Here is a 14,358-nt window from a genome sequence, read left to right on the forward strand (position 1 = left end):
TCGCCGAACGCCGCGGCCGCGGAGGCCGGTGACTCTGGTGAGGTCGTTGCGGAGCCGGGCGATCCCGCCGCGGCGGAATCGCCCGGCTCCGCGGCTTCAGAGTCGCTGGACCCGGGAGCGGCTCCGGACCTGCTCGTGTTCGTCTCGCGCCACTCCGGAGACACCGGGCCGCTGCTGACCGCCCACTTCACTGGCAACTTCGGTCCCGCCGAGTACGGCGGCGAGCCGGGCGGGCTCGCGGAGGCGTGCCCGAACGCCCACGCCGAACTGCTCGACGGGTTCGAATCACACGCGCCCGAGGAGTACGAGGTCGGGATGGAGTGCACCCACCACGGCCCCTCAGCGGTCGGCGTCCCCTCGCTGTTCGCGGAACTGGGGAGCGACGAGCCACAATGGGAGGACCCTGCGGGAGCACGCGCGGTCGCGCGGGCCGTTCTCGACCTCGCGGGCGTCGAGCCCCACCGCGAGCGTCAGCTCGTCGGCTTCGGCGGCAACCACTACGCGCCCCGATTCGAGCGAATCCAGCGCGAGACCGACTGGGCCGTGGGCCACGTCGCGGCCGACTGGGGGCTGGCGGCGTTGGGCGCACCGGCGGCCAACCGCGAGGTGGTCCGGCGGGCCTTCGAGCGGAGCCGCGCCGACCGCGCCGTGGTCGAGGGCGAGCGCTCGGAACTGGAGTCGGTGATCGCAGGGCTGGGCTACGAAGTCGTGAGCGAGACGTGGGTCCGCGAGACCACCGGCGTCGCGCTGGACCTCGTCGAGTCGCTCGAAGCCGACCTCTCGGGAGTCGGCGATGGCCTGCGGTTCGGCGAGCACGCGCGGGGCTGGAATCCCGACCGTGCGGACGCGCCGACCGACTACCAACTCGTCTCGCTGCCCGACGACCTGCTCGCGGAGACTCAAGGCATCGACGCCGACGCGACCCGCGAGGTGGTCGACTCGCACGCGCTCGCGTTCGAGACCGAACAGGCGGGCACGCGAGCGCGAGGTCGCGCGGCCGTGCTGAGCGAGGCGGACGCCGAGGCGCTGGTCGATGGATTGGCCGACCTGCTCGCCCGGAAGTACGACTCGGTGGCGCGCGAGGACGGCGCGGTCGTCGCGCACACGACCGGCTTCGACCCCGAGAAGGCGCGCACGCTCGGCGTGCAGGAAGGGCCGGCGTTCGGAAAGCTGTCGGCCGGCGAGCCGGTGGTCGTGGACGGCCGGGAGATCGAACCCGAAGCGGTCAACAGCGAGCGGGTTCGGGAGTTTCCTGTCTGAATCCGGCGAAATGCCACCGATTGTCAGACATTCGTCCGACATAGAGGGGAAAGATAATTACGCTCCGTTCTCAAGCCAACTTCAGCATGGACTCGCTAGTCGAAGACGCCATCGAGGAAGCCGAGGGGGACGCCGGGCAGGGCCAACCCGCCGGCGGGGCCACATCGGGCGGCTCCGCGTCCGGCGGCACCGCCGACGTGAACCCGTCGGGGACCATGACCGACGAGGAGCTCAAGGACGTTCTGCAGGACCTCCAGACCGACATCACCGTGGTCGGCTGCGGCGGTGCGGGCGGTAACACCGTCAACCGCATGGCCGAGGAGGGAATCCACGGCGCGAAGCTGGTGGCCGCCAACACCGACGTCCAGCACCTCGTCGAGATCGAGGCAGACACCAAGATCCTGATGGGCGAGCAGAAGACCCAGGGCCGGGGCGCGGGCTCGCTCCCGCAGGTCGGCGAGGAGGCCGCCCTCGAATCTCAGGAGGAGATCTACGACGCCATCCAGGGCTCGGACATGGTGTTCGTCACCGCCGGACTGGGCGGCGGGACCGGAACCGGTTCCGCGCCCGTAGTCGCGAAGGCCGCTCGCGAGTCGGGCGCGCTGACCATCTCCATCGTGACGACGCCGTTCACCGCCGAAGGCGAGGTCCGCCGGACCAACGCCGAGGCCGGACTGGAGCGGCTGCGGGACGTGAGCGACACGGTCATCGTCGTGCCGAACGACCGCCTGCTCGACTCGGTCGGGAAGCTCCCCGTCCGGCAGGCGTTCAAGGTCGCCGACGAGGTGCTGATGCGCTCGGTCAAGGGTATCACGGAGTTGATTACGAAGCCCGGCCTCGTCAACCTCGACTTCGCCGACGTTCGCACCGTGATGGAGAAGGGCGGCGTGGCGATGATCGGGCTGGGCGAGAGCGACTCGGAGTCGAAGGCCCAGGACTCGGTGAAGTCCGCGATGCGCTCGCCGCTGCTCGACGTGGACATCTCGGGCGCGAACTCCGCGCTGGTGAACGTCACCGGCGGCAACGACATGTCCATCGAGGAAGCCGAGGGCGTGGTCGAGGAGATCTACGACCGCATCGACCCCGACGCCCGCATCATCTGGGGCACCTCCATCGACGAGGAGTTAGACGGCGAGATGCGCACGATGATCGTGGTCACCGGCGTCGAGTCTCCGCAGATCTACGGCCGCAACGAGGCCCAGCAGGCCAAGGCCAACAAGCGCCTCGAGGACATCGACTACGTCGAGTAGCGGTCCGTCCCGAAGCGCTACCTCCGGAGGCGCTCCCCCGACCGCCCTGCCCCGCTCTCCCCTCGATTGCAGTTGCGTTAGCGGGTGCTCTCGGCAGTCTGAACACTCGACGCGCATCAATAGATAAAAAAAGGACGCTCCCCTAGACCCGATAACATGGACGTCAAGCTCGACCTCACGTCGTACGTGCGGGTGCTGAAACTGGCCAGCACGCCGTCGTGGGAGGAGTTCTCGAAGATCTCGAAGATCGCCGGTGCGGGCATCATCCTCGTGGGAATCCTCGGGTTCACGATGTATGCGATCATGAGCTTCCTCCCAGCGTAGGTGATTCGACATGCCAATGTACGCAGTCAAGACTACCGCGAGCCAGGAGCGCACCGTCGCAGACATGATCATGAACCGCGAGGAGCCGGAGATCCACGCGGCGCTCGCGCCCGACTCGCTGACGAGTTACGTGATGGTCGAGGCCGACGACGACGCGATCATCAACCGGGTGCTGGAGGAGATTCCCCACGCCCGCAGCATGGTGCCGGGTGCGAGCGACATCTCGGAGGTCGAGCACTTCTTGTCGCCGACGCCCGACGTGGAGGGCATCGCCGAGAGCGACATCGTGGAGCTCATCGCCGGGCCGTTCAAGGGCGAGAAGGCGCAGGTCCAGCGCATCGACGAGGGCAAGGATCAGGTGACGGTGGAACTCTACGAGGCGACCGTTCCGATTCCGGTGACGGTCCGCGGGGACCAGATTCGGGTGCTGGACAGCGAAGAGCGGTAATCAGTCGCGATTCTTCTGGATCAGTTCGCGTGATTAGACAATCACGGTACGAGACACATCTCAACTTTTCATTCCTGGCGCGCGCGAGCAACGCGCGCGAGGGACGAGCGAACGGAGTGAGCGAGGAGGCTGGGGAGGTGTGAGGTTGCGGCGACTCATGTGCCTCGGAGGTAGCTAGCTCAGTCTTCTTCATTGGAGCGGACAACAGCATGATGCTAGCTTCTGCCTCGACATATGAGAGGCCAAAACTGCCCCGCACAGCACCGCACCTCGTCCTCCCCAACCGCTTGCGCTCCTCACTCCGTTGCGGTGCTCAGCCCTTGCGCGTTTTGGCGCGACACGGAGGTCGCGCCAGTACGCGCCGGATGAAGGAGACGCTGGCGTATGATTGGTGGAAAGAGAAACTATCACGCGCTGGTGGACGGAGAAGTTACCATCATGTCCAGAAATCTACAAGCCTTCCAGCGACCGCAGTTTCTGCTCGACGGCGGGCGGTGCGGCGCTCGGGCCGTCCCGCACCCGGTGGTCCGGAATCAGCAGCGGTGCGGGGTTCTCGTCGAGCGCGGTCCGAACGACGTTCAGGTCGTCCTCGTCGGTGTGGTCGACCTCGCTGGTCATCCGGGCGAGCGTCTCGACGTTTATCTGGTCGCCGTACGGAATCCCGCGAACGCGCTCTAACACCCTGCGCTGGACGGTCGGCACGGTGAGTGCGACCGCCACGTCCTCGAACTCGTCGTCGGTGACGCCGTCGAGGTAGTCGAAGATTCGGTCGAGCAGGTCGTGGTCGGACTCGGCCTCCTCGTCGGGGCGCTCGGGGAACGAGACGCTGAGGATGCGACCGCTGGCCACGCCGAACTGGACGTACCGGTCAAGATACGACGACTCGCGCGCGAAGATGCCGGAAACTTCGTCGGCGCTCATGCGTTCGATCTCGTCTCCGCCGCCAGCGTCGTCGGCGTCTCGGGTGTCGTCCATGCCCGCGGCTTGGGCCGGTTCGGACTTGAAGATTCCGCGGCGAGACGAACAGATTCAGTTTCTTGCCGGAACTGGAATCGCGTCCACGAAAGCCTTCGGCGCGCTCGACGACTCCATCCCGACAACGAAGTTCCGAAAGCCCTCGGCGTGCTCGCGGTCGCTCCGCAGGATATTCGCGGCTCTCCGCAACGCCCGCCGCGAATAATTGCCTGCGGAGATTCGGTGGATGTGTCACCGGCTGTTTCCCGTGGTCTGTTCCGCCGTGGCGCAAGTCTTATGTACAATTCCGTCCGTTGATGCACAATGATGAACGACAGTCAGGAGCTCGCCCCCGCGGTGGCTTCCATCCTGGAGTCCGCGACGGCCCGCGGCGACCCCGACGGCGGCCCGGTGTCGGTCGACGCGCGGTCGCTCCCCGCCGCGCTGGCCGACGCCGAGGCGGACGGCCGAACTCCAGTCATCGCGGAGGTCAAGCCGACGAGTCCGACGACGGAGGGGACCCGCGAGGCCGACCCCGTGGAGCTGGCCGAGCGCATGGTCGACGGCGGGGCGGCCGCGCTCTCGGTGCTGACCGAACCCGACCACTTCGAGGGCTCGCCCGAGAACCTGCGCCGGATTCGCGAGGCCGTCGACGTGCCGGTGCTCCGGAAGGACTTCCTCGTGCGCGAGGCGCAACTCGACACCGTGAAAGCCGACGCGGTGCTGCTCATCGCCCGGTTCGTGGGTAGCGCGGAACGAAGTTCCGCGGACAGTCGAGCGGCGACCCCGCAAGACGACGACCTCGCTGACCTCGTCGCCGCCGCGCGAGAACGCGGGTTCCAGCCGCTCGTGGAGGTCCACGACCGCGCGGAACTGGCCCGGGCGGTCGAAGCGGGTGCGGATATTATCGGCGTGAACAACCGCGACCTCGGGGCGCTGTCGGTCGACCTCGAAACCTTCGAGTCGGTCGCCCCCGAAGCGCCCGAGGACGCGACCCTCGTCGCCGAGAGCGGGGTCTCGACGACCGCGGACGCGCGGCGGATGCGCGTGGCCGGGGCGGACGGGCTGCTGGTCGGAAGCGCGATCATGGACGGAAACGTGACCGAGAACACGCGGAGGTTGACGCAGGCATGACACTCGAAATGACACGAACACGAAACGACGCGACGCGGAGGAGAGCCCGGAGATGAGCAGCGAATCCGACGGCAAGTTCGGCGACTACGGCGGCCAGTTCGTCCCCGAGGCGCTGATGCCCGCCATCGAGGAGCTGACGGACGCCTACGAGCGCTACGTACTCGACAACGAGGACGGCTTCGTGGACGAGTTCCGCCAGCGATTGGGCGACTTCGGCGGGCGGCCCACGCCGCTCCAGCGCGCGGACCGACTGAGCGAGCGCTACGACCGCGACGTCTATCTCAAGCGCGAGGACCTGCTCCACGGCGGCGCGCACAAGCTGAACAACGCACTCGGGCAGGTGCTGCTCGCGAAGTACATGGGCAAAGATCGCATCGTCGCCGAGACCGGCGCGGGCCAGCACGGCACCGCGACCGCGATGGCCGCGGCCCACCTCGGGATGCCCTGCGAGATCTACATGGGTCGGACCGACATCAACCGCCAGCGCCCGAACGTGTTCCGGATGCGCATCCACGACGCCGAGGTCAACCCGGTCGACGTCGGCTCTGGCACCCTGAAGGAGGCCATCAACGCGACGATGCGCGACTGGGCGACCAACGTCGAGGACACCCACTACGTCATCGGCTCGGTCGTCGGCCCGCATCCGTTCCCACGGATGGTGCGGGACTTCCAGTCGATCATCAGCGAGGAGGCACGCGAGCAGATCCGCGAGCAGGCCGGGCGGCTCCCCGACAGCGTGGTCGCCTGCGCGGGCGGCGGGTCGAACACGATGGGCGCGTTCCACGAGTTCGTCGGCGACGAAGACGTGGGCCTCGTCGCAGTCGAGGCCGGCGGCTCGAGCCTGACCATCGACGAGGAAGAGGGTCTCGCGCCACACTCGGCCTCGCTGTCGGTGGGTGAGGAGGGCGTCCTCCACGGCGCGCGCACCAAGCTGCTCCAGAACCCCGACGGCCAGATCCTCGAATCCCACAGCGTGAGCGCGGGGCTGGACTACTCCGGGGTCGGCCCCGAACTCGCCCACCTCGCCGACGAAGGGCGGGTGCGCCCGGTCAACGTCGACGACGACGCCGCGCTCGACGCCTTCCACCGGCTCTCGACGCTGGAGGGCATCATCCCCGCGCTCGAATCGAGCCACGCGCTCGGGTATTTAGAAGAGAATCCCGAGCAACTGGGCGACCTCGTAGTCGTCAACGTCTCGGGCCGGGGCGACAAGGACCTCGACACCGTAATCGAGGAGAGCGACAGGCGCGACCTCGACGCGGCCCCCTCGATGGAGGTGTTCGAAGGTGGCGAGTGAGCCCGACCCCGCGACCGAGAGCGACATCGAGGAAGCGTTCGCGGACGAACCGGCACTCGTCTCCTACGTCGCGGTGGGCGACCCGGACGCCGAGTCGACCAAGGAGTACGTCCGGGCGCTCGTCCGCGGCGGGGCCGACGTGGTGGAACTCGGCCTCCCGTTCTCGGAGCCAATCGCTGAGGGGCCGACCATCCAGCAGGCGATCCGCCGGGCGCTCGACGCCGGGATGACCCCGGACCGCTACTTCGACCTCGTCGCGGACCTGTCCGGGGACGTGGACGTGCCGCTGGTCTGCATGACGTACTACAATCTCATCTATCAGTACGGGGAGAGCGAGGCGGGCCCCGAGCCCTTCGTCGAGGCCGCCGCCGAAGCGGGTATCTCCGGACTCATCGTTCCCGACCTGCCGGTGGATGAGAGCGGCCCGCTGAAGGAGGCCTGCGAGGCTCACGGCCTCGACCTCGTGTTCATCGTCGCGCCGACGACCACGGACGACCGTCTCGACCGGATGCTCGACCGGGCGACCGGCTTCGTCTACGTCCAGGGGCGGCTCGGGACCACGGGGACGCGTACGGACGTGAGCAGCGAGACGCACGTCAGCCTCGACCGGCTGGCCGACACCAAACTGCCGAAGGCGGTCGGGTTCGGCATCAGCGAGCGCGAGCACGCCCGGGAGATCGTCGCGGGCGGCGCGGACGGCGTCGTCGTCGGGAGCGCGTTCGTGGACATCATCGCTGAGCAAAGCTCAGCGGGCAGTCAGACGCAGTCTGACGACGTGGCCGAACAGAAAAACGTCGCCGACCGGCTCGAAGCCAAGGCGCGCGAACTCAAGGAGGGCGCGCTCGCCGGGTGGAACGAAGTGCCGGAACCGGAAGGCAAATAACCGTCGTTTGCTACAGATTCACACAATGAACGCAGGAACGGCGGCGCGACTCGACAGGATCGGCACAGACGGAGCGTACGTAATCGTCCCGATGGACCACGGCATCACGCTCGGCGCGGTGTCGGGGCTGGCGGACATCGAATCGACCATCGACGCGGTGACCCGCGGCGGCGCGGACTCGGTGCTCACCCAGAAGGGCATCGCGCCGCGCGTCCACCCGAACAAGAACGGCGCGGGCTACGTGGTCCACCTCAACGCCTCGACCTCCATCGGCCCGCACAACAACGACAAGCGGCTGACCGGCACCGTCAAGGAGGCCGTCCGGGCGGGCGCGGACGCCGTCTCGTTCCACATCAACGTGGGCAGCGACTACGAGCGCGACCAGCTGGAAGAACTCTCCCAGATCACCGACGAGGCCAGCGAGTACGGGATGCCCGTGCTCGCGATGGCGTACGCCCGCGGCCCGGACGTCGACGAGCACGACGCCGAGAATCTCGGCCACGCGGTCCGGCTCGCCGAGGAGGTCGGCTCCGACGTGGTCAAGACCGCCTACAGCGGCGACGCCGAGAGCTTCGAGCGCGTGGTCGAGTCGACCCGGCTCCCGGTCGTCATCGCGGGCGGCGAGCCGGAGGGCGACCGCGCGACGCTCGACGCGGTCCGCGGCGCGATGGACGCCGGCGCGGCGGGCGTCTCGATAGGCCGGTCGGTCTTCCAGCACGACGACCCCGAGGCCATCACCCGCGCGGTCTCGGCGGTGGTCCACGACGGCGAGTCGGCCGAGGACGCGCTCCGCGAGGCCGGGCTGACGGTCGAGTTCTGAACTGTTCTCCCCCGAAGCTTCTCGGCGGGCGGGCAATTCGGCGATAGTGGATCAACCCACCCGGCGCGCGCTGCGCGACCCGCAAGTGGTCGCGCAATCTGCGCGCGAGGGAGGAGCGAGCGGTGCGCGGCGCTTCGCGCCGCGAAAACGCGAGCGACGAGGCTGGGGAGGCCCGAGGCCCGCTGTTGCAGTGCGGTGCGGGTGCAGTGCGGGTGCGGTGTGGGTGCAGTGCGGGTGCGGTGTGGGTGCAGTGCGGGTGCGGTGTGGGTGCAGTGCGGGTGCGGTGTGGGTGCAGTGCGGGTGCGGTGTGGGTGCAGTGCGGGTGCGGTGTGGGTGCAGTGCTGTGCGGATGCGATGCGATGCGGTGCTGTGCGGATGTGGATTCTCCTAGGCTCAAGTAGTAGCTAGGTTAACTTTGGCAACTACTTCTGTGATGTTTCGGTCGCAGCTAGCTACTGCTTGAGCATCGGCGTGACCGCACCGCGACAGCCTCGTCCTCCCCAACCGCTTGCGGTCCTCACTTCGTTGCGGTCCTCAGCCCTCGCGCGCGTTGCTCGCGCGCGCCGGAATCAATCAGCTTCCTTGCTCACGAATCGTCTATCACTCGTTCACGACTCCTCCTCCGTTCCGCCTGCAGATCAGCTATGCAGAATGCTCACGACTCGGCGGACCCGACCTCGCCCGCGGCGTCCCCGTCGGTGTCCGAGGCCGAGCGCACGTCGCGTTCGGCCTCGCCGCCGACCGGTTCGATCGCCGCGCCGAGGGCGTTGCGCTTGACGCTCCGGAGGCCCTTCTCGGCCGCTCGCTTAGAGGAGTAGCCCTGCCCCGAGTCGGCGATGACGTTGCCGTTGTCGTGGACGAGCCGCCAGCGCCACTTCTCGTCTTTGCCCTCGTACACCTCGAAGGTCGCTTTCGCGGGCGGGGCGAGTGCTTCGAGGCTCGTCCCGTCGAGTTGGGTCATCTCGACCGGACCCGATCCGGCACCACCGGCCCGCCGCGCGGCCCCCTTGACTGCTTGCCTACCTTTCCGGACCAGCGAGGGCGCGACCCGCTCCGCGAGCGAAACGGCCTCGCCGAGGTCCGAGACGATGCCCGACGACGTGTCGCGAGCCAGCACCTGCTCGCCGTCGCGGTAGAGCGCGATGCGGAACCCCCGCCACTCCACGCCCGACTCCGCGGGGTGTTCGGGCAGTTCGACGGCGAGACCCTCCTCGGTCCAGTCGTCGTCGCGCCGGAAGTCGAGCCGAACGGTCGCTGCTCCCAGATCGTCGCCCTCCCGCCGGTAGGACACCCGCGCGCGGAGTCGCGGGTGGCCGACGAGCGTGTACTCGTGGTCGAACACGTGGTCTCCTATCGCCCCGACGAGTATGAGTCTGTCCGCCGGAGTGGTACTCTTTCATCGACTCTCGAACACCAAACTGACGCCTGCCATCCCGCCGAGCGAATACATAAAACTGACAATGGGGTGTTTCCTCGTATCGAGCGTGTTCACCACCTCGCTCCCGATCCTGTTCGAGCTTCCGTCGCTCGGGTCGTTCGCGTGGCTGGAACACGTCGTCGAGTCGGCGACGGGTTGGATGGGACTGGGGATCATCTTCGTCTACTCGTTCCTCATCGCGTTCGCGCTCCCCGGCGTGAGCGAGGTGGTGCTGGCCGCGCCGCTGGACCTCGGGCTCACGGAAGCGGGCAAGTACGCCATCATCATCGTCGTCAGCGGGCTCGGGAAGGCTGCGGGGAGCGTGCTCGCGTTCCACATCGGTCAGGAGGCCAAAGAATCCGGGCCAATCATCGACTTTCTCCGGCGCTCGCGGTTCGACGTCATCGAGTGGTCCGAGAACAAGACGGTCCAGCTCGCCCAGAAGTGGGGATACCTCGGGATGGCCCTGGCGCTGTCGGTCCCGTTCTTCCCCGACACCATCTCCATCTACGCGTTCGCCATTCTCGAAGAGGACTACGTCAAGTTCGCGCTGGCGACGTTCGCCGGGAGCGTTGGCCGACTGCTCGTGACGATGGGGCTGGTCGGCGGGACCCTCGTCGCGCTGTGAGAGGCAGGCGTCGTGCTGTCGGAGGACGACGACCTCCCGTCGCGCTGCGAGAAGAACCGAAAGCGGGGGTTTTTCAGTGCGGACCGCTTCCACCCACGTATGCAGGGTAACCTACCGCCGGAAGCACAGGAGAAACTCGAAGAGCTACAGGACCTTCAGGACACGGCCCAGCAGGTCGCCGTCCAGAAGAACCAGGCCGAGACGCAGCTCAACGAGGCCCAGACGGCGCTCGACGAACTCGAGGACATCGACGAGGACACCACGATGTACCGCGAGGTCGGCGAACTCCTCGTCAAGACGGGCTACGAGGAAGCCGAAGAGGACCTCGATGAGAAGGTCGACAGTCTCGAAATCCGCGTCGAGACGCTCCAGAAGCAGGAAGAGCGCGTTCAGGAGCAGTTCGAGAGCCTCCAGTCGGAGCTCCAGAACATGCTCGGCGGCGGTGGCGGCCCCGGCGGCCCGCAGGGTCCGGGTATGGGCGGCGGCCCCGGCGGCGCGTAGATGGCGACCGACGACGCGAGCTCGCGCGACGACCCCGTGAACGACGAGGAGTCGCCGACCGACGAGGAGGTCGTGACGACGGCCGCCGAGGCCGCCGAGGGCCTCGTCCTCTCGCGGTTGTCGAACTCCGACGTTCGGGACCTCGACGTCACCGTGACGTTCGAGGACGGCGTCCTCGACGTGGACGTCTACCTCAACGCTCCCGACGCGACCGACGAGGAACAAGTCGCCGAGGACGCGGCGTTGGCCGCGCGCTCGGCCGTCGACGACCTGTTCGCCGAGAGCGGGAACTGATTCTTCGGGAGCAGCTCTTCGTTCGACCCACTTCAGCTGGTGTTCAGATACGCGTGACTATCCATCTGCTTCGATCAATGTCTCAATCCACGTCCCTGGTGGACTGAAAGGGCGAGGCGGGCTCGCGTTCAGTTCGGTCGTCTGACCGACCTCTATACGAGCGAGCGTCAGCGAGCGAGGATATGTCGGTCAGCGACCGCGAGCGCGCCGAGGGCTATCGAGACTCTGACTCCAGTTCAAACCTCTTATCTGAACACTACCCCGATTCACACCACAAAGTCTATTACCACCCTGCGGAATGCGTCGAACACCGCGGGTAGGGGTACCTTGCGGTGTTCTTTCGCAGCCGACTCGGCAGTCGAGTCGCTCTACAGGGTCGCGTTCGCTCGGGTCGCCTTCGGTGGGAGCTCTGCGTAGCGGTTTCAAAGAATCTCCGAGTTTAATATGCATCGCCGTCTCCCCCAGTGACGATGAGCGTGTTGACCGGGGTCACCGTACCGGGCGACGAGTTCCTGATGGGACGAACTCTCGAACGCGTCCCGGACGCGCGGACCGAGATCGAGCGGGTCGCGGTCGAGCCCGGTGACGTGACGCCGTACTTCTGGGCGGCCAGCGACGACTTCGAGGCGTTCAAGGCGGCGCTGGCCGACGACCCGATGGTGGCCGACGACCTCGCGTTCGAGTCCCACGACGGGTGTCGGCTCTACCGGGTGAGCTGGGAGCTCCGCACTGAGGGTATCGTCTACGCGGTCTGCGACGCCGACGCGACCATCCCCGAAGCGACCAGCGACGACACCCTAGCGACGTTCGTGTAGGACAATCTCGATGGTGGCGGAGCGGAGACGACGTCGAGTCTACGACCCCGCGAGGAAGAACACGACCACGCTGAGCGCCATCGCGGCCAGTATCACCGCCGCGGCCAGCGCGGCCCCCATCGAGATGACCGCGTTGGCGTGGCTCGCCAGCGTCTCGGTCCGGTCGTTGCCGAACACCGTCACCTCGGCGCGCTCGCTCGCCATCCCGGCCTCGACCGGTTCGAGGTCGGCGGTCGCCTCGCCGACGAGTCGGTCGACCAGCGCCACGAGTTCGTCGTGGTCGATGGCCTCGCCCACCTGATTCGACGCCTCGACCTGATTCACGACGTGGGTGTCCGTGGTCATCACCTCGGCCTCGTCGGCCGTCGGACGGCGTCCGTCACCGTCGGTCGAGACGCCCGCGCCGTCGGCCGTCGGGGTCGCGTCTCTCGGGTCGTCGGGTTTCCCGGTGGTCGAGCCGGCTTGCGTCCCGTTGGATGCGTAATCGCCGTCCGCGTCACCGGTCAGTCGCGTGACGATGCGGTCCCGGAGGCCGGGCTCCATGTTGTTGCCGTCCACGAGCACGTAGCAGGTGCGGTGGTCGCCGACCTCCAGCATCGCGACCCGGACCCCGAGCGGGCCGACGCCGTCACGGGGTTCCCAGTCGGTCTCGTCCCACGCGACCCCCAGCCTGACGGGGGCCTGCTCGGCGTCGGCGAGTCGGTCGCCGGCCTCGCCTGCGGCCTGCATCGTGTCGAACGAGCGTTCGCTGCCGGGGTAGACGTGGCCGAGATCGGGTCCTTGGAGGCCGTTGTTGCAGTTGTGGGCGTCCACGAGCATCACGTCCTCGACGCCGGCCGACCGGGCCTCCGCCGCGGCCGAGAGCCCGACCGCGTACTCTACGTCGTCGGCGAACTCCGGGGCGTACGTGGTGACGAGCAGGGCGTCGTCGCCGAAGCCCTGTCCGATCACCTTGGCGTCGCCCTCCTGGACCCGGACGCTCCGGGTCGCGGTGTCGTGGTACTCGATGCTCTCGTACGCATCGCGGACTGTCTCGAGGAGCGTGTCGACCTCGCGTTCGGTGACGAGGTTGAAGTCGTGGCCAGCGGTGGCGTGGGGCGGAAAGGCGACCCCGTCGGCTTCGAGCGCGACGCGCTTGGGGAGATTGCCCCCGCCGATCTCGCCCATCGGTCCGGGGTGGATCATCGGCAGGACGAACCGAGCTTTCTCGTTCTCCTCCTCGTCCCGGAACGAGAGCACCGTGACCGGGACGACCGCCTCCTCGCCGATGTCCTCGAAGAAGTCCTCCAGTTCGCGGGTCCCCTCGGCGATGTGGCCGATGAACCCACGGACGAAGTCGAGCACGCTGACGTCGAGGCTACGCTTCCACGGCCGGTCGATGAACTCGACGAACACCCAGACGGCCACGCCGTAGAGCGCGCACATGATGGCGAGCAGGGCGAAGTCCACCGGGACGATGGCTCCGATCTCCGGCGGGGCCTCCGACGAGCGCATCAAGAGTACGTCCACCAGCGGCCCGCCGCCGACTTCGAGGTAGCGCATCGTCCCGCCGTAGATGAAAAAGAGCACGGCGGCCGTAGCGGTCTGGATGCTGGCCGGGATCGCGGCCACCGGCGGGGACTGGCCGGACACTGCCATTACCACCAGCAGGCGGACCGCGAACACGGAGGCGAGGCCGACGATGAGCGCGTCGAAGACGAACTGCTGGTCGAGGTTCGACGAGAGCACCGACGCGGTCCCGGCCGCCGCTATGACGGCGACGATGATCCCTTCGCAGGTGAGGGCGAGCAGCGACGACCGGTTGTACGTCAATTGGCCGCCGAGCCACCGGTCGACCGGCGTGGTCAGCAGGCTGGCGACGACGGTGGGCACGCCGATGAAGAACACGCCCTGCCACATGTCTTCCAGCACGAACCGGGAGTCGAACGCGCCCACGCCCGCGACGGCGGCGACGACGAGCGCGAAGCCCACGCTGGCGTACCACCGGGGCGCGCGGAAGATGTACCGCGAGAGACTGGCGAGGTCGCCCTGCGTGGCTGTCATCGAACGGAGATACGAGGTGGCACGGTTAAAAGGTACGACTCTCGCCGCACGTATCAGATCTCCCGGACTTTGCTGCCCGACGAGTGCTTTATTGTCGTCTCGCGACTACGTCGACTCGATGGCGTCGAACGACGAGTCGAGGGCCGGGCTGACGCCCGAGGAGCGCGACCGGCTCTCGGCGTTGCGGTCGGCCCGATCCCTCGCGGATCTGGTCGAGTTGACCGGCGCGGGCAGCGACCGCGAGGCGTACCTCGCGGCGCGCCGGGAGTGGGCCGTCCTGCGCGGGCGCG

At 67.8% G+C, this 14,358-nt stretch carries 15 protein-coding genes; 12 read left to right on the plus strand and 3 right to left on the minus strand.

Features of this window, described 5'->3' with window-relative positions:
* The 4 genes from DPQ64_RS17555 to DPQ64_RS17570 form a co-directional block, all read left to right on the plus strand.
* Positions 1-1,260 (plus strand): D-aminoacyl-tRNA deacylase (locus tag DPQ64_RS17555; RefSeq protein WP_115865608.1); only part of this gene is annotated, 1,260 nt, incomplete at its 5' end.
* A gap of 86 nt (positions 1,261-1,346) precedes the next feature.
* Positions 1,347-2,510: a cell division protein FtsZ gene (gene ftsZ, locus DPQ64_RS17560; RefSeq protein WP_115865609.1), complete on the plus strand. Its 1,164-nt coding sequence runs from the start codon at positions 1,347-1,349 to the stop codon at positions 2,508-2,510.
* A gap of 156 nt (positions 2,511-2,666) precedes the next feature.
* Positions 2,667-2,834 (plus strand): protein translocase SEC61 complex subunit gamma, encoded by a 168-nt coding sequence (locus DPQ64_RS17565; RefSeq protein ID WP_115865610.1) that lies wholly within the window; start codon positions 2,667-2,669, stop codon positions 2,832-2,834.
* A 10-nt stretch (positions 2,835-2,844) separates the two neighbouring features.
* Positions 2,845-3,282, plus strand: a complete 438-nt coding sequence (locus DPQ64_RS17570; protein ID WP_115865611.1) for a transcription elongation factor Spt5 — start codon at positions 2,845-2,847, stop codon at positions 3,280-3,282.
* Positions 3,283-3,732: 450 nt separating this feature from the next.
* Here the strand turns inward: DPQ64_RS17570 and DPQ64_RS17575 are convergent, their stop codons facing one another.
* Positions 3,733-4,203 (minus strand): MGMT family protein, encoded by a 471-nt coding sequence (locus DPQ64_RS17575; RefSeq protein WP_115865621.1) that lies wholly within the window; start codon positions 4,201-4,203, stop codon positions 3,733-3,735.
* A 360-nt stretch (positions 4,204-4,563) separates the two neighbouring features.
* On the opposite strand from DPQ64_RS17575, the gene trpC reads away from it, so the two are divergent.
* From trpC to DPQ64_RS17600, 4 genes are read left to right on the plus strand one after another with little or no spacing between them, the layout of a single operon-like run.
* Entirely contained in the window at positions 4,564-5,370 is an 807-nt protein-coding gene (gene trpC / locus DPQ64_RS17585; RefSeq protein ID WP_115865622.1) for an indole-3-glycerol phosphate synthase, read from the plus strand.
* Positions 5,371-5,422: 52 nt separating this feature from the next.
* Entirely contained in the window at positions 5,423-6,667 is a 1,245-nt protein-coding gene (gene trpB / locus DPQ64_RS17590; protein WP_115865613.1) for a tryptophan synthase subunit beta, read from the plus strand.
* Positions 6,657-7,550, plus strand: coding sequence for a tryptophan synthase subunit alpha (gene trpA / locus DPQ64_RS17595; protein ID WP_115865614.1), 894 nt, complete (start codon positions 6,657-6,659; stop codon positions 7,548-7,550). The genes trpB and trpA overlap by 11 nt, the downstream gene beginning before the upstream one ends.
* A gap of 25 nt (positions 7,551-7,575) precedes the next feature.
* Positions 7,576-8,370, plus strand: coding sequence for a 2-amino-3,7-dideoxy-D-threo-hept-6-ulosonate synthase (locus DPQ64_RS17600; RefSeq protein WP_115865615.1), 795 nt, complete (start codon positions 7,576-7,578; stop codon positions 8,368-8,370).
* Positions 8,371-9,025: 655 nt separating this feature from the next.
* Here the strand turns inward: DPQ64_RS17600 and DPQ64_RS19690 are convergent.
* Complete coding sequence (locus DPQ64_RS19690) at positions 9,026-9,712, minus strand: HVO_2922 family protein (RefSeq protein WP_232820623.1); 687 nt, start codon at positions 9,710-9,712, stop codon at positions 9,026-9,028.
* A gap of 118 nt (positions 9,713-9,830) precedes the next feature.
* Here DPQ64_RS19690 and DPQ64_RS17610 point away from each other — a divergent pair, with 118 nt between their 5' ends.
* From DPQ64_RS17610 to DPQ64_RS17625, 4 genes are all read left to right on the plus strand, one after another.
* Positions 9,831-10,415: a YqaA family protein gene (locus tag DPQ64_RS17610; RefSeq protein WP_115865616.1), complete on the plus strand. Its 585-nt coding sequence runs from the start codon at positions 9,831-9,833 to the stop codon at positions 10,413-10,415.
* 99 nt (positions 10,416-10,514) lie between these two features.
* A complete protein-coding gene (locus DPQ64_RS17615) occupies positions 10,515-10,916 on the plus strand; it encodes a prefoldin subunit beta (protein ID WP_115865617.1) in 402 nt (133 codons plus the stop codon).
* The gene (locus tag DPQ64_RS17620) at positions 10,917-11,210 is read left to right on the plus strand and encodes a DUF3194 domain-containing protein (RefSeq protein ID WP_115865618.1); all 294 of its coding nucleotides are present in this window, start codon (positions 10,917-10,919) and stop codon (positions 11,208-11,210) included.
* 470 nt (positions 11,211-11,680) lie between these two features.
* The gene (locus DPQ64_RS17625) at positions 11,681-12,025 is read left to right on the plus strand and encodes a bacterio-opsin activator domain-containing protein (protein ID WP_115865619.1); all 345 of its coding nucleotides are present in this window, start codon (positions 11,681-11,683) and stop codon (positions 12,023-12,025) included.
* A 39-nt stretch (positions 12,026-12,064) separates the two neighbouring features.
* On the opposite strand, the gene DPQ64_RS17630 is transcribed toward DPQ64_RS17625, so the two are convergent.
* On the minus strand, positions 12,065-14,068 hold the full coding sequence (locus DPQ64_RS17630) for a DUF2070 family protein (protein WP_115865620.1): 2,004 nt from the start codon (positions 14,066-14,068) through the stop codon (positions 12,065-12,067).
* Between the last annotated feature and the right edge of the window lie 290 nt (positions 14,069-14,358).

Origin of the sequence: Halorussus litoreus (genome assembly GCF_003382685.1) — an archaeon.
GTDB lineage: Archaea > Halobacteriota > Halobacteria > Halobacteriales > Haladaptataceae > Halorussus > Halorussus litoreus.

Coding starts and splice junctions, on each gene's coding strand:
- trpC (WP_115865622.1), top strand. CDS start 4,564: ATGAACGACAGTCAGGAGCTCGCCCCCGCGGTGGCTTCCATCCTGGAG.
- DPQ64_RS17575 (WP_115865621.1), bottom strand. CDS start 4,203: ATGAGCGCCGACGAAGTTTCCGGCATCTTCGCGCGCGAGTCGTCGTAT.
- DPQ64_RS17565 (WP_115865610.1), top strand. CDS start 2,667: ATGGACGTCAAGCTCGACCTCACGTCGTACGTGCGGGTGCTGAAACTG.
- DPQ64_RS17615 (WP_115865617.1), top strand. CDS start 10,515: ATGCAGGGTAACCTACCGCCGGAAGCACAGGAGAAACTCGAAGAGCTA.
- DPQ64_RS17600 (WP_115865615.1), top strand. CDS start 7,576: ATGAACGCAGGAACGGCGGCGCGACTCGACAGGATCGGCACAGACGGA.
- DPQ64_RS17630 (WP_115865620.1), bottom strand. CDS start 14,068: ATGACAGCCACGCAGGGCGACCTCGCCAGTCTCTCGCGGTACATCTTC.
- DPQ64_RS17610 (WP_115865616.1), top strand. CDS start 9,831: ATGGGGTGTTTCCTCGTATCGAGCGTGTTCACCACCTCGCTCCCGATC.
- trpB (WP_115865613.1), top strand. CDS start 5,423: ATGAGCAGCGAATCCGACGGCAAGTTCGGCGACTACGGCGGCCAGTTC.
- DPQ64_RS17570 (WP_115865611.1), top strand. CDS start 2,845: ATGCCAATGTACGCAGTCAAGACTACCGCGAGCCAGGAGCGCACCGTC.
- DPQ64_RS17625 (WP_115865619.1), top strand. CDS start 11,681: ATGAGCGTGTTGACCGGGGTCACCGTACCGGGCGACGAGTTCCTGATG.
- ftsZ (WP_115865609.1), top strand. CDS start 1,347: ATGGACTCGCTAGTCGAAGACGCCATCGAGGAAGCCGAGGGGGACGCC.
- DPQ64_RS17620 (WP_115865618.1), top strand. CDS start 10,917: ATGGCGACCGACGACGCGAGCTCGCGCGACGACCCCGTGAACGACGAG.